The following is a 21,494-nucleotide window of genomic DNA, read 5'->3' on the forward strand; positions in this document are numbered from 1 at the left end:
ACTGGGACATGTTTCGGGTTCTGAAAAACTATGCCAAAAACCCCGCTCAAGGAGGTTTTAGGTCGTAAAAGATGACATGATATTGCTATTAAATAAAACATTGCACCACACGCGCGGGCGCATCGCGCGGTAAATCCTGGCCAACACACGGCAGACACCTAAGCGCCCGCTCACTCTCAACCAGAAAGGGCGTCAGCCTTATGATGGAAAAAATTCAGAGGTTCGGGTCCGCCATGTTGGCGCCCGTACTTCTTTTCGCCTTCGCTGGCCTAGCGGTCGGTATCGGCACCGTTGCCACCCTCCCAAATATTGTTGGCGATCTCGCGAACGAAGATACCTTCTGGTACCAAGCGTGGACTGTTTGGCTTGACGGCGCATGGACCGTTTTCCGGCAAATAGAGCTCCTTTTCGTGCTGGGTCTGCCGATTGCGCTCGCAAAGACTGCAAACGCTCGTGCCGTCCTCGAAGCCGGTATGGTGTATCTGACCTTCAACTATTTGGTGGCCGGTATGCTGAAGTTCTGGGGCCAAGGCGGTTCGGGATTCTTCCAGCTGGATTACACCACCTCTATTTCTCTGGATAACTCGGATTCTTACGGTACCGGCCTGAAAATTATCGCCGGTATTAAGACGATCGATACCGGTATTTTCGGCGCTATCATCATTTCCGCGATCGTGGTGTGGGTCCATAACCGATACTTCGATAAGAAGCTGCCCGACTTCCTAGGTATTTTCCAGGGCACCCAGTTCGTCTACGCGATCTGCTTCTTCCTGATGATGCCCATCGCCTTTATCTTCGCGTGGCTGTGGCCTTACGCTCAGCACGGTATCGCAAGCATGCAGGGCTTCTTCATCGCCTCCGGCGCGTTAGGCGTGTGGATCTACACCTTCTTGGAGCGCATCCTGATTCCAACCGGCCTGCACCACTTCATCTACTCGCCGTTCATGTTCGGTAACGCTGTGACCCCGAACGGTATCGTGAAGGATTGGCCCACCCACATCAGCGAATTTGCCAAGAGCGACAAGCCTCTGCGCGAGCTCTTCCCCGGCGGCGGTTTCGCACTGCACGGTAACTCGAAGATCTTCGCGCCCCTCGGTATCTCGGCCGCCTTCTACACCACGGCACGCCGTGAGAAGCGTAAAGAAGTTCTCGCCCTGCTGATCCCGGTGACCCTCACCGCAATGCTGATCGGTATTACCGAGCCGCTGGAGTTTACCTTCTTGTTCGTGGCACCCCCGCTGTTCGCTGTTCACGCGGTGCTGGCGGCTTCGATGGCGTCGATCATGTACATGCTTGGCCTCTCAGGCAACATGGGCGGTGGTTTGCTTGATAACTTCCTCTTCCTCAACTGGGTTCCGTTGTGGCAGAACCACTGGCCTACCTACCTTATGCAGATCGGCGTGGGTCTGTCCTTCACCGTCATCTACTTCCTGCTCTTCCGATTCCTCATTCTGAAGTTCGATTTCAAGACCCCGGGTCGCGAGGCTGAGGGTGGTGAAACGAAGCTGTACTCGAAGGCCGAATACAAGGCCGCGAAGGCAGCCGAGAAGAAGGGCGCCGCATCCGCAGATGACGCTGGCGATGCAGATCTGTATGCCCCGCGTGCGGCAGGATTCCTCGAGCTGCTTGGCGGTGCCGATAACATCACCACGGTGAACAACTGTGCTACTCGCCTGCGTGTCTCGGTGGCGGATGAATCCCTGGTTGATACTTCGGATGCTGCCTTCAAGGATGCCGGAGCCCTCGGTATTGTGCGCAAGGGTAAGGCATTCCAGGTGATTGTGGGTATGGACGTTCCGCAGGTTCGCGAGCGTTTTGAAACCATGGTGAACACCAAAGAGTAAGGTTATATTCACCTTCTAGGGAAACCTACCGAGCTCCTGAATCGAAGACGTTGTAATATTTATGTATTGCGCGTTTTCGATTCAGGAGCTTTTGAGTGGATTTACAAGATGTGGTGAACGCGAACCAACACAGGTTCAGCGATACCGAACGCGATATTTTGGCGTTCATGCTTGAAAACGAAGAATTTGTTGCGGAGGCGACTATCAACTCCCTCGCGCACAAGACCTATACTTCAACCAGCTCCATTATTAGGCTCACCAAGAAGCTCAATTTTTCGGGTTTTGCCGAGCTGAAATACTTCATTAAATCTTCCTTGACGAAATCGGAACCCTATAACCCGCGTTTTATCGAAAGTGGCCGCGAAGATATTTTGCGCACCTACGATTACCTGGAACATATGGAGCTTTCCGGGCTTTTGAGGAAACTTCATACGGCGCGCACAATCTACTGTTTCGGAACCGGGTACGCGCAACGAAACGCGGTACAAGAATTTGCTAAGTCTATGCAGGTCTGCGGCAAATTCTGCCATGTGATTCCTGCGCGCAATGAATTTGAAAGCACCATGAGCGCTATGAATCAGGACGATGTCGTGATTCTTGTCTCCTTTTCAGGACAGACTGAAAATATGCGCGAACACGTCAAAATGCTGGCACTGCGGAAAATCCCCATGATCGCAATTACCGCTATTGGCGTGAACTTTATGTCCTCCTACGCCGAGTACTCACTGCACTACCAAACCACCCCCACCCAGTTGAGTACCCAGCGCAAGCCTTACCACTCGTTCGTGGCGCTCTCAGTGCTTTTGGACTATATTGTGCGCCGGTATATAGACCATGTTGAAACCCAACAGCGCGGCAACTCCACCAAAACAGCGCAGGTTCTTGAAAGTTCTGAATTTAGCGCCGAAACCGGGGCACTCGACGTCGCCGATATACGCGCCCAAGCTGGTGCAGCAGCTATCGATCGGCAGCACACAGACCCATCGGAGACCTAGCCCGTGATCGCAATCCTCGAACTTATCAATAATCCGCAGAAAATGCGCCGATACCTTTTCTGGTATCTCATTATCATGCCCCTGGCGCTCTTTGCGTGGATTCTGTTGGGCGCCGCCAACTCCGGCTTGGATTTCAAAGCTGCGATCAATATTCCGTTTTATGCTGTAGCATTTTTGAACGGGTGCCTGTCGATTCTATTCGCGGGACTACTCAAATTTGCTGCGAGCGAGAATGAACACACCGAACGCATGATTGCCTTCTACACCCTGGTGATGCTGGTGTTTGCAGGGAACCTGCCCGGTGCCCTGCTTGCGTTCTTCCTTTGGTGGGCACTGCGCGAGGCTCCTGAGGAACCCTTCGCCCCCAATTATCGATGGGTTTTTATCGCCTCGATGATTTTCCTCGGGCTGGTAACCCTTCTCGTACTTTTCGCAAATATACGCCTCTGGTCGGCATGATAACGGTACGTGAGGAACGCCCGTTCCCCGACCTGATCCGTGGAAAAGCACATCGGATACACGGGAATTAGCTAGAGCCTCCGTATGATGTTATGTAAGATTATCCCCACACTCACCACGAATCATCCAAGGACGAGCACACTGTGAACGAAACCCCGGATACACTGGAGAACACCGCTGCTAAGGAACCCCGCAGCGCCGAATTCCAGCCGGAATACCTGGATCCCAGCTCTCCCGCCTTCGACCCCTCGGCGGGTCTTGAACGCTGGGCGCAGCAGATGGACGTGTATACCGGGCCGGATGCGATGCTCGACTTCAACCAGGTCGATTACGTACACATCAATCTCAGTGACGCTAACCCTTCCGGGCTTGCGCAGCTGTTGGCCGGACGCAAAACACGTCTTTCCACCCTGATTCGCGATAAGTCCCTGCTGGGACACGAGATGCGTGCCGCGCGTACCCTGCGCACCAAAATTTATGAGCTCTCGACCGGGCACGGGCTCGATGCCGGGTATTTTGTGGCGGGCACCGCATCATGGTTATCGCATGCGATGCGCGATGATGCCAAAGCCTCTGAAAAACGGTTTATCGCGCCAATTCTGATGGCGCCGCTGAACCTGACACCGCATCCGACAAGCGATGATTTTGAGCTGCAGCTAGCTGGTTCTGCACGCCTGAACCCCGCTATGGTGCGCCAAATCAAACAGGAATATGAGATCGACCTGGGCACTATGGATGTTGCGCAGCTCGCCAACTCAATGTCACGCCTGGACCCTGAACCCGTGATCGAGCGGATGCGTGCCTCCGCCGGGCGTATTCCAGGGATGACCATAGAATCAAAGTATTTTATCTCAACCTTTGCAGATCTGAAGGAAAGCATGGGGGAGCTGCCGCACACTGCGCATACCCCGCTCGTGCGCGATCTTGCGGCGCTCAAAGTTCCCGGTGCGCAGCCGCGCGAGATGAACGCGCACAACCTGCAGCAGCCCCTCAACCAGCGCGATCCCGCCCAAGAAACGCTGCTGTTCGACGCAGACCCCGTGGCGCAGAATATTATTGATACCGCCGCCAGCGGATTTTCGATGACTGTGACAGCCGCACCCGGAACAGAACCGTTACGCACCGCCGTAAATATCGCCTCAACCCTGATGGGGCGCGGAAAGTCGGTTCTGGTCGTGGGAGAAAAACGTTCGACCCTCGCATCCTTTAGCGAGCTTCTGGGACGCACCGGGCTTAACGATCTGCGCTACGATCTGCTGGCAGAACACACAGCCGAAGATCAGCGAACCGAGTTTATTCGCGCTATCGTGCGTAACGAGAATACCGCAGAGCCTAATTCCACAAACCTTAATCGTGAGCTGATCGAAACCCGCACAGCGCTCACAGATCACACGCACGCACTGACGGCGCGCGACCCACTGTGGCATATTTCTATCAGTGAAGCCCTGCAGCGAGTGGCCCAACTCGCCTCTGAGGAGAGCGCGCCGCAGACCCAGGTGCGTTTTAGCCGTCAGCTACTTGATACCCTGCAAGACCGCGAAGCCATTACCGCCGATATTGTGCGTTTTGCGGAACTGAACGGGTTCACACGCGCAACCCGCACTTCGCCCTGGCATCGTGCCCGTCTGCTTAACGAAGACGAGGCGGCGGACGCCTACGCCCTCGTCATTACCCTGCGTTCCTCGCTTCTTTCCCTGCGCGAGGCGATGAACGCCATGAACGCGAGCCTGCATCTGCGCCGGGCACGTACTATAGCCGATTGGGATGCGCAGCTTGCTATTCTGATTCGCATTCGGGAAACTCTCAAACGCTTCCGGGCAGAGGTGTACGACCGCCCGGTGACCGACCTGATTGCGGCTACCGCATCCGGCTCATGGCGACGGGAAAACCGTATCGACATGAGCAGTATGCAGCGTTCGCGCCTGCGTCGAGCGGCAAAAGAGTATATTTTGCCGGGAGTGCATATTGGCGATCTGCATGAACACCTCAAAGTTGTGCAGACCGAGCGCGCCGAGTGGATTCGGCTTCTTGATTCGCCCAGCACCCCGAAGATTCCCGAGAACCTGGATGCTTTGGCGAACGCCCTGCACTCGCTGGGCTCGGAGCTTTCGGGGCTTGAGATCATACTCCCTGATACCGCCGAAGGCGTCGACTTTGTGCATACGGATCTTGACCAGCTCGAAGCCCGCCTGGATGCTCTGCTCAACGACCGCGAAGTGCTCATGAGCTTACCCGAACGTGACGTACTCTTAGGGCGGCTCACGAATGCGGGTCTGAGCGATTTTCTGGACGAGCTGGGTGAGCGTGAGGCAAACGCATCCGAGGTGACATCGGAACTCGAACTTGCGTGGTGGCAATCCGCACTTGAAGAGCTTCTGGAGCAGCACGCCGAAAAAATTCTTGACGGCGACGAGCTGCGCGATATTGAGGCTCGTTTCCGCCGCGCGGACTACGCCCATATGTCGAGCGCCCAGGCGCGTTTGCTGGCGCATACGGTACGGTTGTGGACAGAACGTATCGAAGAATTCCCCGAGCAGGCTTCGTATCTGAAGAGTCAGCTGCGCGGCCGTGAGTTTGATCTTGAATCGCTTCTGGTGAATGCCCCGGTCATGGCACGTACCTTGCTGCCGCTGTGGACTGCCAGTCCGTTTTCGCTGGCGCGCCGGATTCCCATGTCGATGCGTTTTGATACGGTTATCCTGCTGGATGCTGAGTCCACCCCGCTGGCGGCCAATCTTCCGGCGATTACGCGCGCGGATCAGGTAATTGCTGTGGGCGACCCTCATGCCGGGTTCCCCGCGCCGTTTATTGTTTCGGCGCCAACTTCGGGTGCACCAGCATCGGATTCTCACCGGTTGGAGAGCACTTTTGGGGCGCTTTCACGTCTGCTTCCAAACCGCACGCTCTCGCTCGTGCACCGTCCCTTTGACCGCGTGCTTTTCGACTACCTGAATCGGGAATTCTATGGGTCTCACCTGCGCGAAATTCCGGTGAGCCCGGCATCCCACAAGCCCGTGAACACGCTGAGTATTGAGTATATTGATACGCGCGGGAAGGTGAGCGATAACGCGAACCTGGAATCCCCGAGCGTTGAAGTGGACCGTGTAACCCGTTTGGTGCTTGAGCACGCCTACCGCCGCCCCGAACGTTCTTTGGCGGTGGTGACGGCGAGCCCGAAGCATGCCCAGCGGATTGCCGGGGCGGTGCGCCAAGCCTTGAATACGTACCCGCAGCTTGCCGAGTTTTTCAAGCCCGGTACCGAGTCTTTCCGGGTGGTGGATGTAAACCGTGCGGGGTCGCTGGAACGCGATACCGTCATTTTCTCGCTGGGTGTGGGGCGTGCCCGGCTGGGGCAGAGCTCCCATAATCTGGGGCTGCTATCGGGCCCGCACGGTCGTGAAGGCTTCGTAGTGGGACTCACTCGCGCACGGCGGGCCACGCATATTGTTAGCTGCGTGAGTCCAACCGATATGAATGCGCAGAAACTCCACGAGGGTGCGCTGGATCTATACCGGTTGATGCTCGCCTATGAGGAGAACCAGCAGCAGATTGCGGCGCAGACTCCACGCGAGGACGTTCTTGCGTCTAACGCCTGGCTAGAGACTGAGGACGAGCCAACCGATCCGGTAACTCAGGACTGGCTGCTTAACGATGCAGTAGCACGCCTGCGCGAACGCGGCGTTCGGGTGCGGCCCGGCGAAGACGAGATAGCCTTTATCGCGCTGGCACCGCAACAGCTCATTCATACCGAATCTGAACAGGAGAGCGCACAGCGGATGCCGCTCATGGTGGGGTCGGATGTGCTGTTTGATTACACGACCGAGAGCGTGCGTGAGCATACTCGCCTGGTTCCTGAAAGGTTGAGCCGCACGGGCTGGAACTACGTAACCCTTAACACCTTGGAGGTTTTCGCCGATCCCGAGGCAGTGGTGGCGCGTATCCTACGGTATTTGGGTATATATGCAGACTAGGCGCTTCTGCACCCTCCCGGCAGCGCAGAGCTGAAAGGACGAACCTATGGGTGAGTATTCTCCAACACCGAAACCGCGCAGAGGCCATCGTCGTGCCAGCGGGGGAGGCACATTAGCAGGGGACGAGCCGCGCATCGCGGGCGTGAACGCACCGCTTCATGCGAATACGCCAACGCCTGCACGCAAAGAGACCTCCGGGAAGTCAGCCGCGAATCGAGGAAACCTACGGCATGCCCGCGGCTCGGCGCAGGAACATTTAACCCCCGAAGAACGTGCCCGTCTAGAGTGGGTGCGCGAACAAAAACCCCCGCACTGGGGCTAGTGCCGCAGTACAGGGAGGGAACGATTCTTCGTGTGACTACTCTGCTTGAGATGAGCTTGAGCTGGAACCTTTATCGGTGCTGTAGAACCCGGATCCTTTGAAGACGACGCCCACGGTGTTGAAGCGTTTGCGAAGTGTGTCTTCACCGCATTGCGGGCAGGTGCGCAGGGCGTCCTCGCTGAACGACTGGCGTTTCTCGAAAGCGTGCCCACAGTTTTTGCACTGGTAAACGTAGACCGGCATGGTTCTCCTGAATGACAGATCCTAGGGCAGCCGCGAGCGCGGCGGCTGCCGTGTGTTGCGTATAGAGTGTACCGCGAACCTCACCCGGTTTCGACTTGGGTGGCGTGCCGCGCGGGGCTTAGCGCAGGCAGAATGTTCTTAAGTTCTCGGTCTAGAGCGCGGAATCGCCGAGGGGCTCTATGCCGTTCTCGGTCAGCACGCGGGGGAGCACGGCATCCCATTCATCGTAGGGAATGCTTTCGAGCACTTCGTGGGAAAACACCACGCCTACGGTGCTCTCACGCAGTTTATCTGCCGAAAGGGCAGGGATGATGCGGTCATAGTAGCCTCCGCCCTGCCCTAGACGGCGGCCGTTGCGTGCATAGGCGAGCGCCGGAACTAGCCGCAGGTCGGCGGCAACAAAAGCTTGGGTGTCATACTCTTCGCCTTCGGGCTCGGCAATGCCCAAGCCGTTGAGCGGATGCTCCACGTGTGGGTCCCAGACAACCCAGGCGAGGGTGCGTGCCGGGCGTACTACGGGCACCAGGATGCGGTGCCCGCGCGCGTGCAGGTCGTGAAGCGCTGCGGTGATAGGCGGTTCGGAGGCGGTGGGCAGGTACGCCGCGATAGTTTGCGCCTGCGCGTCCTTGGGGATCAGCGAAAGAATATGGTCGCGGTATTGCTGTTTCATCTGCTCGTGTTCCGCCGCTGTGCGGGCGTTTTTGGCGATCAGGCGTTGCGGGCGAATTTGGGAGCGCAGTATCTGCTTGTCGAGGGCGGTATCTTCGGAAGTTTTGCTGTGGGATACATCGTTGCTCTTGTGCGGGGTGGATAAGGTGCTGGGCTCGGGTTTCATGGTTCTCCTGGGTGAGTGCTTTCACCATTGCGATAACGTTGTGCGGCGAGTGCGATGCTCGGCGATATCTTATAGCGCCTAACCTGCAAAGGTACAGCGGGGTATTTTTAAATTCTTGCACGAAGGTACGTGTCAAATTGTAGTATTACAGGCTGTGAAAGAGGGTGCATGAGTTATGCTTATTGGTATGACTAAAGTATCTAAGTCTGTCACTAAGGCTGTTATTCCGGCGGCTGGTCTGGGGACCAGGTTCTTGCCCGCAACGAAGGCGACTCCTAAGGAAATGCTTCCGGTCGTTGATCGCCCCGCAATTCAGTACGTGGTAGAAGAGGCAATCCGCGCCGGCCTGAACGATGTTCTTATGATTACCGGCCGTAACAAGCGTGCGCTTGAAGACCATTTTGACCGTGTTCCGGTCCTAGAAAGTCAGCTGGCCGAGCAGGGTAAAGACGCCCTTCTGAAAGCTGTTGAAGCAACGAATGAGTTGGGTGAACTGCACTATGTGCGGCAGGGCGACCCTAAAGGTCTGGGCCATGCAGTTTTGCGCGGCAAGGTACATGTGGGGGATGAGCCCTTCGCGGTTCTGCTGGGCGATGACCTGATCGACGAAAAAGAGGATTTGCTCTCGCAGATGGTCGAGGTTCAGCAGGCTACCGGCGGCTCCGTGATCGCGCTTATGGAGGTTCCCCGCGAGTCTATCTCAGCCTACGGTGCCGCTGCTATCGAGGCGGTTGAAGGCCAGGACGGCTACGTGAAGGTCACCGGTCTTGTTGAGAAGCCCGCCCCCGAGGAAGCACCCTCCAACTATGCGGTGATTGGTCGCTACGTGCTCAGCTCGAAGGTATTCGAGGTGCTGGAAAACACGGCTCCGGGCCGCGGCAACGAAATTCAGCTGACCGATGCACTGCAGACTTTGGCAGTCGGCACCGGCGAAGGTGAGGGCGTATACGGTGTGGTCTTCAAGGGGCGCCGCTTCGATACGGGGGATAAGCTCTCGTATCTGAAGGCAAACGTTATTCTTGCTTCCGAACGCGAAGATCTCGGCCCTGAACTTCGTGAATGGCTGAAAGAATTTTCCGATAAGAACTGCTAATCACTCTTTGCATAATATCTAGTCCTCTCAGGGGCGATAGTTCGGTTTTATGACCTGCTGTCGCCCCTGATTCATTTACGTAATGTTCGACTGTGTTCGATAGTATTTATACATGCACGGGAAATGTGCTGAGCGCATATTTTCTAGAAGAGCCCTGAATAATCCAGGTTTCTTTGGTATATTTTCGCACGGTATACGTAGATGAATGCGAACACTGTCCTGTACTAGGTAAGATGAAAAGTCCTAGGTTTTATAAATGTTAGCTTGAAGGGATAGATACACATGACGATTTTGAGCACGTCGGGTGTTCTCGTAGTTTTAGCGGTCGTCATGCTGTTGTGGTTTATACCGCGGAATATGCGTCGTGCATCCGCCGCAGACACCCCCGAACAGACGGTTGTAAACCCGCATTCCATGACTGATGATGTTCTGACTTCGCATTCCATTCTTTTTTCTGAGGAGTCCGCAGTGCCCGGTTCTGACCCCAAGAAATCCAACGCCGCGAGCGGAAACGTACCCCCGCTCAGTGAAGAAGAGACGAGCGCCGCGCTCTCCGATCTGCGTGAAGCCTCGCCGGTCGAACCTTTTACCAGTCCTGTACCCGTACTCGAACAGGAATCCTGGCTGCCGGAACGCCTGCATCGCTTAGGAACCCTGCGCCTGACCCTGCTCGGTATCGGCGCGTTGGTGGCACTTATTCTGATTTTCTCGCTGATTCTCTCCCTCATGGGGTGGCTGCCGTGGAGCGCCCCCACGGTTTCCTTCGTGGTGCTCGCGGGGATCGGCGGTGCCCTCTACTACTTGGGGCAGCCTAAGGATGGGCACGAAGAACCTGATGCGGTGTATCCCGAAACCTCCGGGCATAATGCGCTGCCCATCGAGGATGAGGCTGCCGAAGAGGAATTCGCGCAGGATGAGGCACACGAGTTAGACGCCGAGGAACCAGAAGAAACCTCACCGAGTCGTTCTTCCAAGGCCAGCAGGTGGGGTTCGCTGCGCTGGAACTCGGGGCGCGCATCCCGCAAATCTACGCTAGAGGAAGAGTCTTCAGAACAGAGTGTTCCCGCCGACCACGCACCACAGATCGGTGCCGATGAATTCGCACCAGAGCCTCACGAGCTGAGCGAAGAGTCGGTGCATGAGGAATACGTCGAATACGCTGAATCGTACTCAGCTGAGGACGCGCAGCAGCACTTTTCCGGTACTTCGCACGCCCGCAGGATTCCGGCGCAGTTGCACCCTAAGTACCCTCCGCAGCATGCTCCTGAACCCGTTCTGTACGATGAGGAGCAGGGTGCAGGCCACGAAGCTTCATACGAGCAAGCTCCTTCCGAGCATGCGTTTTTAGCGTCGGCAGAGGAGGCTCCCGCACAGGATGTTTTTGTGCAGCCAAAGAACCTGCACCGCACGCCCGCACCTCAGCCCGAGGCGCAGCGGCACGAGACCCGTTTTGTCGGGTCTGCATCTGCTCAGGGGCAGACCCCGCGCCGTCCGGCACGCATTCCAGGAACGCATCTGCGCCCGCTGGAACGCACGAGTGAACTTTTCGATCAGGAAGTTCAGACCACTCCAACCGGGCAAATCCCGGTGACTCCCGCACCCGGAAATACTGTGGATGCTCCGCAACGCGAAGGTGCTGTGCCTAGGAACGGATTCTTAGAATCGGCTCCTGCGAATACAAACCAGACTCAGGGTCATTCCGCGCCCTCCGGTATGAGCAATACTTCTGCTCAGGATGCGGCGTTCGGCCCCGGCATGCAGGATCGCGCGGATGACTCTGCACGTTCCGCACCGTATCGTGGTGCAGCGCATAATCCATACCTCGCGCAACCGCAGAATACCGCGCAAAATCCGTATGCTGCGCCAGCTCAGGGCTATGGTACGCACCAAGGGCAGCGTGTGGGGCAACATCAGGGTATGCCGCAAAACCAAAACACAGGCCAGAACCGGCAGGCGGCTCAGACAGGCTTAGGACAGCAGAGTCTCGGCGAGCAGCAGGGATACGGTCAGCGCAGCTTTGCACCGCAAAACCAGAAGCATCAGACCTCCACGGCTCAGCATGCGAGCGTTCAGAATTTCGGGCCTGGATTTGCGCCTTCGCGCTCTGTAGCGGAGGAGAAGAATCTTCCTCCTGCAGGGTTCACCCCGCAGGGAGCTATCCGCCCCATGAACCAGGAACCTCCGCGGTCGCAGCGTCCGATGGGAACCCCCACAGGCTCAGGTGCGCAGAATTCACGCTTCCAGCAAGGACCGGCGACCGGTTCTGTTCCGGTAGGAGGCGGGTCTGGGTTTACGAATACGAGCCAATTCGATGTTCCGGTTCCGCTTGATCTCGACGATTCTGAGTTCGAGCCTCTCGATATTATTCCGGTCGTGGATGAACCCGGCGAGCGTTCGGGCTCCGCCTCGAACGCATCCGCGTCCTATAAGCGGGGGAATATGCCGGGGACGGGAGCATCTTTCACCGGGGTATCGCAGAAAACATGGACCCCCACGCAGCTTCCGAAGCCGCTGAGCTCTTTGCATCAGAAGAAGCCCAATGGAAGTGACGGCGGCCCAAAGAACGGCGAGCAGAAGTAACGGTTCGTTGGATCTCTAGGTTATTTCTGCACCAGAGTAAAAAGGCTCCCCAGATATATGGGGAGCCTTTTTACGTGCCCTGGGAAAAGAATGAATCGAGTAATTCAGTAAGGATGCGCACATAGGAAAAGGAGGAGGTTCCAGATGGAACCTCCTCCTTCGCATCACACACAGGAAGAAAAGTCTTCAAAACCGTATCTAGGAGGCCTTCCCACAAGGCGTATCCTATTTGGTAATAAAAATATAACCTAATTTTGAGGTGTCTGCCAACTGTAAATCCCGGAAAAATAGCGACACTCTGTCAGTATATTTAGGGTTACCTAACCGAAAACCCTGTGTTTACGGGGATAGACCCCAAATAATAGGGTGCAGAAAAAATTTAAATTTTTTTTGATTGCGGGATCATGTGCACTACGTAGAACCTCAGAGCAACATATGTACACCCTCAGCTGATGAGTACCATACCCAAAACATGAGAGAATGAGGGGGTGAAAGAATGGTTTGCGGCTCTGCCTCTCGAACTTGCCGTCGTCATCATGTGGGGCATCGGTATTTTGCGCACCAGCATCGTCTACGCCCTGGGCTACCTTGCCGCCACGGGAAGCGCGCGCCTAGAACGCATCCGTAACGCCATGCAGACCCCGCTCTACACACGAGCCACCGCCATGATCAACCGGTGGGGAGCCTACGCCGTGCCGCTCTGTTTTCTGACGGTCGGGCTACAGACCGCCGTCATCATTACCACAGGGTTCACAAAAATGCCGATGCGCCGCTGGCTGCCCGGCATGCTTTTGGGCACCCTGATATGGGCGATTATCTACGTCACGATCGGGTTTGCTCTCCTTGCCGCCTTCGGATTTGAGCCGTGGATGGTGCCGCTCATCTTTGTCGCGCTTATTCTGATCAGCGTGACAGCCTCAAAGATTCGCACCTATATTGCTGATAAGCGGCAGTCTTAGCCCGTTTTTACCGTATATTCCACGGATACACCCCGCGTACCCGTCCACTGTGCTAGCGTGGTGGCATGAGTGAAAACAGCACCAACGCACGGGCAGAGGAAGAAGCAAGAGCCGACGAGCTTCCGCACCATATCGCAAATCTTCTCTACACTCCGCAGGCCCTACCCGTCCAGGTGCTTGAACGCTCTGAGCTGCGCATTGCCTATGTGCCGGGAATTATGCCCGGAAAATGGTTCACCCGCTGGCATGAGCGCTACGGTGACCGCGCGCCCCTGGCTGAAATTCCGGTGGGGGAGGGGTTGGGAATTCAGGCCCTTACCACAGAGCTTTCCACCTCCCAAAGTGCAGAACCGCTTGCACATATGGCGATTGTGCGCCCCACCCACGAACCGCACAGCAGAGACACAGACGAGTACCACAGCATCAGACTGTACGAAGAAGTACCCGTGCTGATCATGCCCAGCGACCACGTGCTCACGGTGCTTGACGAGGTGAGTTTTGAAGACCTCGCCGAAGAATTTCTGCTTCACGTCCCCGACGATTACCCCGCCTGGGCTGAAGCCTCCAGCACATGGCGAGCCGAAAACCCAAGAGTCCTGCCCAAATTTACCGGCGATCGTGAGGCTCTTGAGCTCGTTGCCGCAGGAATTGGTCTGTACATTGCACCCATGTCCGTGGCGCGGTTCTATCATCGTAAAGACCTCACCTATCGCCCGATGCGCGGCCTTGAACCCTATCCGGTGACCCTCACCTGGAGGCGGGCACCGGTGGCGCATCCGCGCCCCGAAAGAGAAGAAACCCTGATCCAGGACTTTATAGGTATTGTGCGCGGGCGAACCGCATCCAGCGAGCGAGGAAGTGAGACGAAGCAGAGTCGGGCTAAGCGCATTGCTGATGAGAAAGCAAAGACGAAAGCGAAAAACCGTGCCGCTAATGCCCGCCGTGAGGCTCGTGATCGGAAGAAATCGAACGCCAAAAAGAGCGGAAACCTTCGAGACTATGCCCGTCACAACGCTCAAGCCGCCCGTGCGCGGCGTGCCGGAAAGAAACGCTAAAGCGGTAAACTTAACATCATGGCATTGGTAATGGAAACTCGTCCCGCAGCTTACGCGGTCATTATCGAGCAGGGCAAACTGCTCATGACCCGCTGGGTGCCCGAGGACCGCGCCCAAAGTCCGCTCTGGTCGCTGCCCGGCGGAGGCATGGAACCGGGCGAGCAGGCCGACGAAACCGCCCTGCGAGAAACCCTCGAAGAAACCGGGTACAGCGTTGCCATCGAAGATATTTTGGGCGTGCACGCCGGGCATTTTCCCGCACGTAACGGGCTCTCCGACAGCACGCTGCCGTTCTGCGCTCTGCGCATCGTCTACCGCGCCCACGTGGTCACCGGCGAGCTGCGTGCCGAAGAGAACGGTTCTTCCGACAGCGCCTGCTGGGTGCCTATCGCTGAACTCGATACCCTACGCTACGGCACCCTCATCGACGAGGTCGCATCCATGATGGGCTTTCAAAATGCCGCCGCCTGGTCGCGCGAATACCAAGAATTTCTTGCCGACGAGAACGCGAGGAAAATCTAGTGCATTACCCAAACCGCCCCGCGCCTACCCGCCGCACCATGATAAGCGCCTTAGCCCTAGCTCCGCTTCTTGCCGCTTGTTCGTCAGAGGACGATAAACCGAAAGTTGATCCTTCAGCATCAAGCTACGGAACCCTGCGCGTGGGCATCGGTGCCCTGCGCGAGATGCGGGCGGTCGCATACCTATACGCTCAGGCGCTTCGCAACGTGGGATATAACGTTGAAGTCGTCACCAACGAAGACAGCCGCAGCAAATTTCTGGATGCGCTCAAACAGACCGAAGCGAACACCCCCGAACCAGACACGCTTGACCTTGTCATCGACTACAGCGGCGATTTGCTGCTGCATCTTACGAACGACGGCAAACTTAGCCCCGCACAAATTCAGGCGGAACGTCAAGCCGCCAGTGCCAGCGCATCCGCGGCGAGCGCCGGGGTCACACTACCGCCAACCCCCACCAACACGCCTTCGCACGATGCGTCCGCCTCCGAAGGCGCAACCGCAAGCCCCAGCGGAGCCATTAACGCGCGCGCACTGAATATTACCGATACTGTTGCCGCTATTAACCGTGTGCTCCCCGAACACCTGGAACTTCTAGACGTTGCTAATGCCCAAAACCGCGATGTTCTCGTGACCACTCGCCAAAATGAAGTGCAGCATAAACTTCGCAGCCTCGCCAATCTTGCGGATGTAAAAGCTACCCTAAGTTTTGCTCTCACCAGCGGATACACCAGCAGCAACTACGGCGTTGCAAGCCTCAAAACCGTCTACAAATACACGGTCGAAAACCCTATTCTCAACGAAAATTCGGCAGAACGGGTGAGTATGCTCAGCAAAGACACCGCGCAGGTGGTTCTTTTGCACAGCGCAGACCCGGCGATTGAGGATAACCGCTTCACAACTCTCGAAGACCCACAGACTACGCAGCTGAACCAACAACTTATTCCGATTGCGCGTCGTAACCTGCCAGATAGTGCACGCGAAGCTATAAACCGCGTATCATCTACATTAGATACGGGAAACCTATCGTTCTTGCTTCGTCTTACGAGCGGTACCAACCCCATCGCTGACGACGAGGCCGCGAAATTCTTATTAGAGCATCCAAGGAAGTAATGTAACTATGACGAAGTACCGTCAGTCCTCAAAGCTGAACAACGTCCTCTACGATATTCGCGGACCTATTCTCGAAGAAGCCAACCGCATGGAAGCGCTTGGCCACCGCATCCTCAAACTCAATATTGGTAACCCCGCCCCCTTCGGATTTGAAGCGCCGGATGCGATCATGATGGATATCATCCGCCACCTGCCCGTCACGCAGGGTTATTCCGACTCCCACGGGCTGTACTCTGCACGCACCGCCATTGTGCAGTACTACCAGACCCGCGGGATTCTTGACCTTGACACCAACGACATATATCTAGGCAACGGCGTTTCGGAACTGATTCCTATGACCCTGCAGGCGCTGTGCGAACCGGGGGATGAAATTCTGGTCCCAATGCCCGACTACCCGCTATGGACCGCCTCCACCACGCTCGCAGGCGGCAACCCCGTGCATTACCTGTGCGACGAAGAGAACAACTGGTACCCGGATATTGAAGACATCAAGTCGAAGATTACCGAGCGCACCAGGGGCATTGTGATTATTAACCCCAACAACCCCACCGGTGCCGTGTACTCCCGCGAGATTCTGCAGCAGATTGCTGATGTGGCGCGCGAACATGAGCTCGTGGTCTTTGCCGACGAAATCTACGAGAAGATCACCTACGAAGGCGCCGAGGCTATCAACATGGCCACCATCACCGGTGATGATGTGCTCTGCATGACCTTCTCGGGGCTTTCCAAAGCATACCGCGTCTGCGGTTACCGCGCCGGATGGCTCGCCATTACCGGGCCAAAAGAGGACGCTAAAAACTATATCGAGGGCATTACCCTGCTTGCGTCGATGCGCTTGTGTTCCAACGTGCCCGCCCAGCATGCAATTCAGACCGCACTTGGCGGCTACCAGTCCATTGACGAACTCGTTGCCCCCGGCGGGCGTCTCTACGAGCAGCGCACCCTGGCGTATCGTATGCTCAACGAAATCGCCGGCATTACCTGTGAACAGGCCGATGGCGCGCTCTACCTGTTCCCCAAAATTGATACCGAAAAGTTCAACATCAAGAGCGACGAACAGTTCATGCTCGACCTGCTCAAAGATCAGAAAATTCTCTTCAGCCACGGCAGCGCCTTCAACTGGCATAAGCCCGACCACTTCCGCCTGGTTTTCCTGCCGGATGTGCAGACCCTCAAGAGCGCGCTTGAGCGGCTGGGTAACTTCATGGCGGATTACAAACAAAAGAATTAGCAGGGTTTGCTAGGCGGTTTTCCCGCGCTAGTTCGCGCCCACTCCTACTGCTCTTGATGTGTTATCAAACGGATTTTTTCACGCTTGGTAACGCATCAAGAGCTTTTTACGCCTTAGTCTTCGGACTCGGAGCCCTCAGACTCAGCTTCTTCACCCGTTGCATCCTGAGTGTTACGCACCGCGTGCAGGCGTTCCCGGGCGCCTTCAAGCCAGGCCTCGCACCGGGAAGCTAACGCCTCGCCGCGTTCCCACAGGGCTATTGAAGACTCCAAATTTGAGGTGCCAGATTCCAGCTGCCGCACCACATTCTCAAGCTCGGAGCGCGCCTGTTCATAGCTTAGGGTCTCGACGGGAGCACCCAGCTCTTCCGTATGAAAACTAATATTCTCAGACAATGTTGTACCTTCCACAAAAGAGTTATAAATCAAGATTTGAGTCGTATGTTTTGACCACACTGACCTCGGCACCGCCCACCGCTGCGCGCATCGTCAGCTTGTCATGAGCCGATAGAGCCGTGGCATCACGCACCAGATCACCATCGGCACGCTGCACAATCGTGTACCCGCGCTTGAGCGTTTCCATAGGCGAGAGTGCCCGCACCCGAGCAATCGTATGCGAAATCGCGTCCCGTTCGCGTGCTACGCGGTACTCCACCGAACGGGCGGCTCGCTCCCGCAGCCGAAAAATATCCTCACTGCGCCACCCTAAATCCGTCTCCGGCTGGGTCAGCACCGGGCGCTCATGCAGCTGCCGAATATACTGCTCCTGATAGTTCAGGTAGCCCAAAACCGCGCGGTCGGCACGCGCTCGCGCCTCACGAATAACCGCCAGCTCCTCGGCAACATCAGGCACAATACGCTTACCCGCATCGGTGGGGGTAGAGGCGCGAACATCCGCGACGGCATCCAGAATCGGGCTGTCTGCCTCATGCCCAATTGCCGAAACGACCGGAGTCTGCGCCGCCGCCACGGCACGTACCAGAGCCTCATCAGAGAACGAGAGCAGATCCTCAAACGAACCGCCGCCGCGGGCGATCACAATCACATCAACATCAGGATGCGCATCCAACTCGCTCAGCGCCGCCATCACCTCGCTCGCCGAGCCTTCGCCCTGCACTTTCACGTTCCGTACCTCAAACTGCACTCCGGGCCAGCGCAGCGAAGCATTGCGAATCACGTCTTTTTCGGCATCGGAATCACGCCCGGTAATCAGTCCCACACGATGCGGCAGCAACGGGAGCGGCTTCTTGCGAGCATCCGCAAACAACCCTTCGGCGGCCAGCTTTTCACGCAGTATTTGCAGCTGTTCGTGCAGGTTACCCGTGCCCACCGCATAGATACGCCGCCCAATCAGGGATAGTCGACCGTTCTTCCACAGGCTGGGCTTCGCTAAGGTCACCACCCGCGCGCCAACCTTCACATCCGAACCCAGGCCGCGCCCCGCCTGACCGAACAGGGCGAGCGTAAACGAAAAATCTTCCTGTAGATCCTTCAGCTCGATAAAAACGTTCCCGCCGCGCCCGTTGAGGGAAGCAACCTGCGCCTCAACCCACAGCTGCGGAACCTTATCGATATAGTTCTTCATATTCTGAGCCAAAAGTGCCAGAGGCCAAGGATTCTGCGGTGTGGTCTCCTGCGACTTTGCAGGAAGCTGCCGCTCAGCCGCAGGCGGCACAATCGGGGGAGCCGAGTGCGGGTATTCATGGTGCGCTGCCGAAAAATCAGTCATAACCCCATTCTCTCCCACAGCCTGCGATTTTGCCCATCTTTCGGTCATGTGCGTACTCTTCACGTCACAGTTTCCGCTGAGGGCACACTCATTCAACCTTTTCTGCCGAACCCGGTAATCTGTAACCTATGGGTGTATATGACGACCCCCAACCCCACGAACCCAAGCGCACGATTAAACTTGAGGTTCCAGAGGACTCACCAGACACCACCCGTGTATTGCCCGAACCTCCGCGCGATGACTACCGGGTTATCTCCAGCGAACCGCATGATCTTGAGGGCGCGGATGAAACCACCACGCTCTTATCTGCCCCCGAGATAAACCAGCAGACGCGAGTGCTCAACGAGTCCTCGGACGTGCCGCGCCCGCACAGCGAAACCCCGGAACCGACGGGTGCCCCCGTAGCGAACCTGGCGAATCAGAAACCGCAGCGGCACGTACTGGAGCCCACCAGCGTCTCAAAGCTGCGGTACGCTCTGGCGATTCTTGCCGCATCCTTAAGTATTTTGTGCGCGCTAGCGGGTTCGGTTGCCAGCTGGGTCAATCAAAACCTCATCAGCCAATCCGGGTTCAACCAGCTCAGCACCCAGCTGGTGGAAGACCAAGACTTTCAAAAACGAATTGCCGATGCCGCCGTCACCGATGTTATGAACTCTGACGCGGTCAAGCGAGTCTTCCCCGAATCCGGCAACAACTTTCTTACACAAATTCTGAGCACAAGCCGCAGCGAGGTGAAAAAACGCCTGAGCGAGAATGCACAGAGGCTCACTGGAGCCTCCGAATACCGCACCATGTGGCGGCAGGTTGCGGCGGATACGCACACCTACAACCTGGCGCATCCTGATGATCCAGCCGCGCTCGACATCAGCGCCTTCTACCGTGAGCTTGATGCGCGTGTGGGCAGCATCGGCATATACGACCCCGATATTTCATCCTGGGGAAAACACCTGATATCTATTGACCGTGACGGAAACCCCGTGCAGCATGCGGTGCAGCGGGCGCAGTGGGTTGGAAGTATGTCCGGGGCACTGATCGCAGCAAGTATTATCGGTCTAGCGATCGCCCTGATTCTGCTTCCGCGCGGACGCTTTGTGCTTCTGACCTGTGCATTCCTGATTCTTGCGGCGGGTCTGTGGATTCTGAGTGCGGTCATGGCGCAGCAAACCCCGCAGATGCTTGGGCTAAGTACTGACAGCACGGTGGGAACTGTTTTCTTGGACGGCCTAGTCAATACGGCGCGCCCCATGCTGACGGGGCATCTGAACTCGCTCGCAAGTTACAGTGCATGGGCGGCCGTGGTCTCGCTTCTGGGTGGTATTCTTGCCAAACTCATTGCGCTCACTGCGAGCGGCACCACAGTACGCACACACTAGAGGAACAAACAACGTAGGATAGTAGTCATGTCCACTGAAACCATTTCCCTCGGTCTGCCGCCGCTGCCGCGCACCCGCCGAAGCCGCGCCGATATTGAGGCTGCAAACCCCGTCACGAGTGCCAAAAAGGTGCTGCTGGCCACCCCACGCGGGTACTGCGCCGGCGTTGATCGTGCCGTGATCGCCGTTGAAAAGGCTCTCGAACACTACGGTGCCCCGGTGTACGTGCGCAAACAGATTGTGCACAACCGTCATGTGGTGGAAACCCTCGAACAGCAGGGTGCTATTTTTGTGGATGAAGTGGACGAAGTGCCCGAAGGGTCCGTGACCGTATTTTCGGCGCATGGAGTTTCTCCAGCGGTTGTATCTGCCGCAGGGGACAGGCAGCTGAACACGATTGATGCGACCTGCCCGCTGGTGAATAAAGTGCACCGTGAGGCTGTTCGCTTCGCAAAACAGGACTACGATATTCTGCTCATCGGGCATACCGGGCACGAAGAAGTAGAAGGTACCGCCGGTGAAGCACCCGAACATATTCAGATTGTGAATTCGCCTGACGAAGTGGATTCGGTTACCGTGCGCGACCCAGAGAAGGTCGTGTGGATTTCACAGACCACTCTCTCCGTGGACGAAACCCTAGAAACCGTGGCGCGGCTGCGCGAACGGTTCCCCTCCCTTCAAGACCCGCCCTCAGACGATATTTGCTACGCAACCTCAAACCGCCAGGGCGCTATCAAGGAGATCGCCCCGCAGTCAGATTTGGTGATCGTGGTCGGGTCTGCGAACTCTTCAAACTCTGTGCGGCTCAAAGAAGTCGCGCTTGAGTACGGTGCCAAGCGTGCCGAACGTGTGGACTTCGCGCATCAGGTGGACGAATCCTGGTTTGAAGGTGTGGCGACCGTGGGGCTGACTTCTGGCGCATCGGTGCCCGAGGTGTTGGTGCAGGAGGTACTGGCGCTACTGGCTGAATACGGGTACGAGAACATCGAAGAGGTAGAAACCGCTAAGGAAGACATTCTCTTCTCTCTGCCCAAAGAGCTGCGTGCCGCCCTGAAAAATGACGAAAATACAGGTCGCCAGCTGGGAGGCCGCGGGGCAAAACCCACGCGATAGTTCGCGCCTTACACAAACTTATAATTCCGGGAGCGTTTTCTTCATTCGGGAGCACTTTA

The 21,494-nt window shown here is 56.7% G+C and carries 18 protein-coding genes; 14 read left to right on the forward strand and 4 right to left on the reverse strand.

Annotated elements, in window-relative coordinates; all coding sequences use genetic code 11:
* Positions 1 to 200 precede the first annotated feature (200 nt).
* The 5 genes from HMPREF2625_RS01685 (at position 201) to HMPREF2625_RS01705 (ending at position 7,591) form a co-directional block, all read left to right on the forward strand.
* Complete coding sequence (locus tag HMPREF2625_RS01685) at positions 201 to 1,844, forward strand: alpha-glucoside-specific PTS transporter subunit IIBC (protein WP_070521047.1); 1,644 nt, start codon at positions 201 to 203, stop codon at positions 1,842 to 1,844.
* Positions 1,845 to 1,939: 95 nt separating this feature from the next.
* Positions 1,940 to 2,839 (forward strand): MurR/RpiR family transcriptional regulator, encoded by a 900-nt coding sequence (locus HMPREF2625_RS01690; protein WP_048754912.1) that lies wholly within the window; start codon positions 1,940 to 1,942, stop codon positions 2,837 to 2,839.
* 3 nt (positions 2,840 to 2,842) lie between these two features.
* Positions 2,843 to 3,298 carry a hypothetical protein gene (locus HMPREF2625_RS01695; RefSeq protein WP_004005199.1) on the forward strand — a complete coding sequence of 152 codons (456 nt, stop codon included), beginning with the start codon at positions 2,843 to 2,845 and terminating at the stop codon, positions 3,296 to 3,298.
* 143 nt (positions 3,299 to 3,441) lie between these two features.
* Positions 3,442 to 7,269, forward strand: a complete 3,828-nt coding sequence (locus tag HMPREF2625_RS01700; RefSeq protein WP_070521050.1) for a DEAD/DEAH box helicase — start codon at positions 3,442 to 3,444, stop codon at positions 7,267 to 7,269.
* 46 nt (positions 7,270 to 7,315) lie between these two features.
* Positions 7,316 to 7,591: an ATP-binding protein gene (locus HMPREF2625_RS01705; protein ID WP_070521057.1), complete on the forward strand. Its 276-nt coding sequence runs from the start codon at positions 7,316 to 7,318 to the stop codon at positions 7,589 to 7,591.
* Positions 7,592 to 7,627: 36 nt separating this feature from the next.
* Here HMPREF2625_RS01705 and HMPREF2625_RS01710 read toward each other — a convergent pair whose 3' ends face one another.
* Entirely contained in the window at positions 7,628 to 7,834 is a 207-nt protein-coding gene (locus HMPREF2625_RS01710; RefSeq protein WP_004005195.1) for an FmdB family zinc ribbon protein, read from the reverse strand.
* Between the two features lie 151 nt (positions 7,835 to 7,985).
* Positions 7,986 to 8,669, reverse strand: coding sequence for a 5-formyltetrahydrofolate cyclo-ligase (locus tag HMPREF2625_RS01715; protein WP_070521060.1), 684 nt, complete (start codon positions 8,667 to 8,669; stop codon positions 7,986 to 7,988).
* Between the two features lie 187 nt (positions 8,670 to 8,856).
* Between HMPREF2625_RS01715 and galU the strand changes: the two genes are divergently transcribed.
* The 7 genes from galU to HMPREF2625_RS01750 all read left to right on the forward strand — a co-directional run bounded on the left by galU (position 8,857) and on the right by HMPREF2625_RS01750 (position 17,221).
* Entirely contained in the window at positions 8,857 to 9,762 is a 906-nt protein-coding gene (gene galU, locus HMPREF2625_RS01720; RefSeq protein ID WP_048778990.1) for a UTP--glucose-1-phosphate uridylyltransferase GalU, read from the forward strand.
* A gap of 282 nt (positions 9,763 to 10,044) precedes the next feature.
* Complete coding sequence (locus HMPREF2625_RS01725; protein ID WP_070521063.1) at positions 10,045 to 12,342, forward strand: hypothetical protein; 2,298 nt, start codon at positions 10,045 to 10,047, stop codon at positions 12,340 to 12,342.
* Between the two features lie 488 nt (positions 12,343 to 12,830).
* Positions 12,831 to 13,301: a DedA family protein gene (locus HMPREF2625_RS01730; RefSeq protein ID WP_070521066.1), complete on the forward strand. Its 471-nt coding sequence runs from the start codon at positions 12,831 to 12,833 to the stop codon at positions 13,299 to 13,301.
* A gap of 65 nt (positions 13,302 to 13,366) precedes the next feature.
* A complete protein-coding gene (locus tag HMPREF2625_RS01735) occupies positions 13,367 to 14,356 on the forward strand; it encodes a LysR substrate-binding domain-containing protein (protein ID WP_070521069.1) in 990 nt (329 codons plus the stop codon).
* A 30-nt stretch (positions 14,357 to 14,386) separates the two neighbouring features.
* The gene (locus tag HMPREF2625_RS01740) at positions 14,387 to 14,878 is read left to right on the forward strand and encodes an NUDIX hydrolase (protein ID WP_004005189.1); all 492 of its coding nucleotides are present in this window, start codon (positions 14,387 to 14,389) and stop codon (positions 14,876 to 14,878) included.
* A complete protein-coding gene (locus HMPREF2625_RS01745; RefSeq protein ID WP_246826575.1) occupies positions 14,878 to 15,990 on the forward strand; it encodes a glycine betaine ABC transporter substrate-binding protein in 1,113 nt (370 codons plus the stop codon). The genes HMPREF2625_RS01740 and HMPREF2625_RS01745 overlap by 1 nt, the downstream gene beginning before the upstream one ends.
* Before the next feature lie 7 nt (positions 15,991 to 15,997).
* A complete protein-coding gene (locus HMPREF2625_RS01750) occupies positions 15,998 to 17,221 on the forward strand; it encodes a pyridoxal phosphate-dependent aminotransferase (RefSeq protein ID WP_070521073.1) in 1,224 nt (407 codons plus the stop codon).
* A gap of 113 nt (positions 17,222 to 17,334) precedes the next feature.
* On the opposite strand, the gene HMPREF2625_RS01755 is transcribed toward HMPREF2625_RS01750, so the two are convergent.
* Entirely contained in the window at positions 17,335 to 17,616 is a 282-nt protein-coding gene (locus tag HMPREF2625_RS01755) for an exodeoxyribonuclease VII small subunit (protein ID WP_004005186.1), read from the reverse strand.
* A gap of 22 nt (positions 17,617 to 17,638) precedes the next feature.
* The gene (gene xseA, locus HMPREF2625_RS01760; protein ID WP_070521087.1) at positions 17,639 to 18,949 is read right to left on the reverse strand and encodes an exodeoxyribonuclease VII large subunit; all 1,311 of its coding nucleotides are present in this window, start codon (positions 18,947 to 18,949) and stop codon (positions 17,639 to 17,641) included.
* Positions 18,950 to 19,077: 128 nt separating this feature from the next.
* Here xseA and HMPREF2625_RS01765 point away from each other — a divergent pair, with 128 nt between their 5' ends.
* Together HMPREF2625_RS01765 and HMPREF2625_RS01770 are read left to right on the forward strand one after the other, a co-directional pair.
* On the forward strand, positions 19,078 to 20,322 hold the full coding sequence (locus tag HMPREF2625_RS01765) for an MFS transporter (RefSeq protein WP_070521076.1): 1,245 nt from the start codon (positions 19,078 to 19,080) through the stop codon (positions 20,320 to 20,322).
* A gap of 27 nt (positions 20,323 to 20,349) precedes the next feature.
* On the forward strand, positions 20,350 to 21,435 hold the full coding sequence (locus tag HMPREF2625_RS01770) for a 4-hydroxy-3-methylbut-2-enyl diphosphate reductase (protein ID WP_013397544.1): 1,086 nt from the start codon (positions 20,350 to 20,352) through the stop codon (positions 21,433 to 21,435).
* Positions 21,436 to 21,494 lie beyond the last annotated feature (59 nt).

Source organism: Rothia sp. HMSC064D08 (genome assembly GCF_001809525.1).
In the GTDB taxonomy this organism is placed as follows: domain Bacteria; phylum Actinomycetota; class Actinomycetes; order Actinomycetales; family Micrococcaceae; genus Rothia; species Rothia dentocariosa.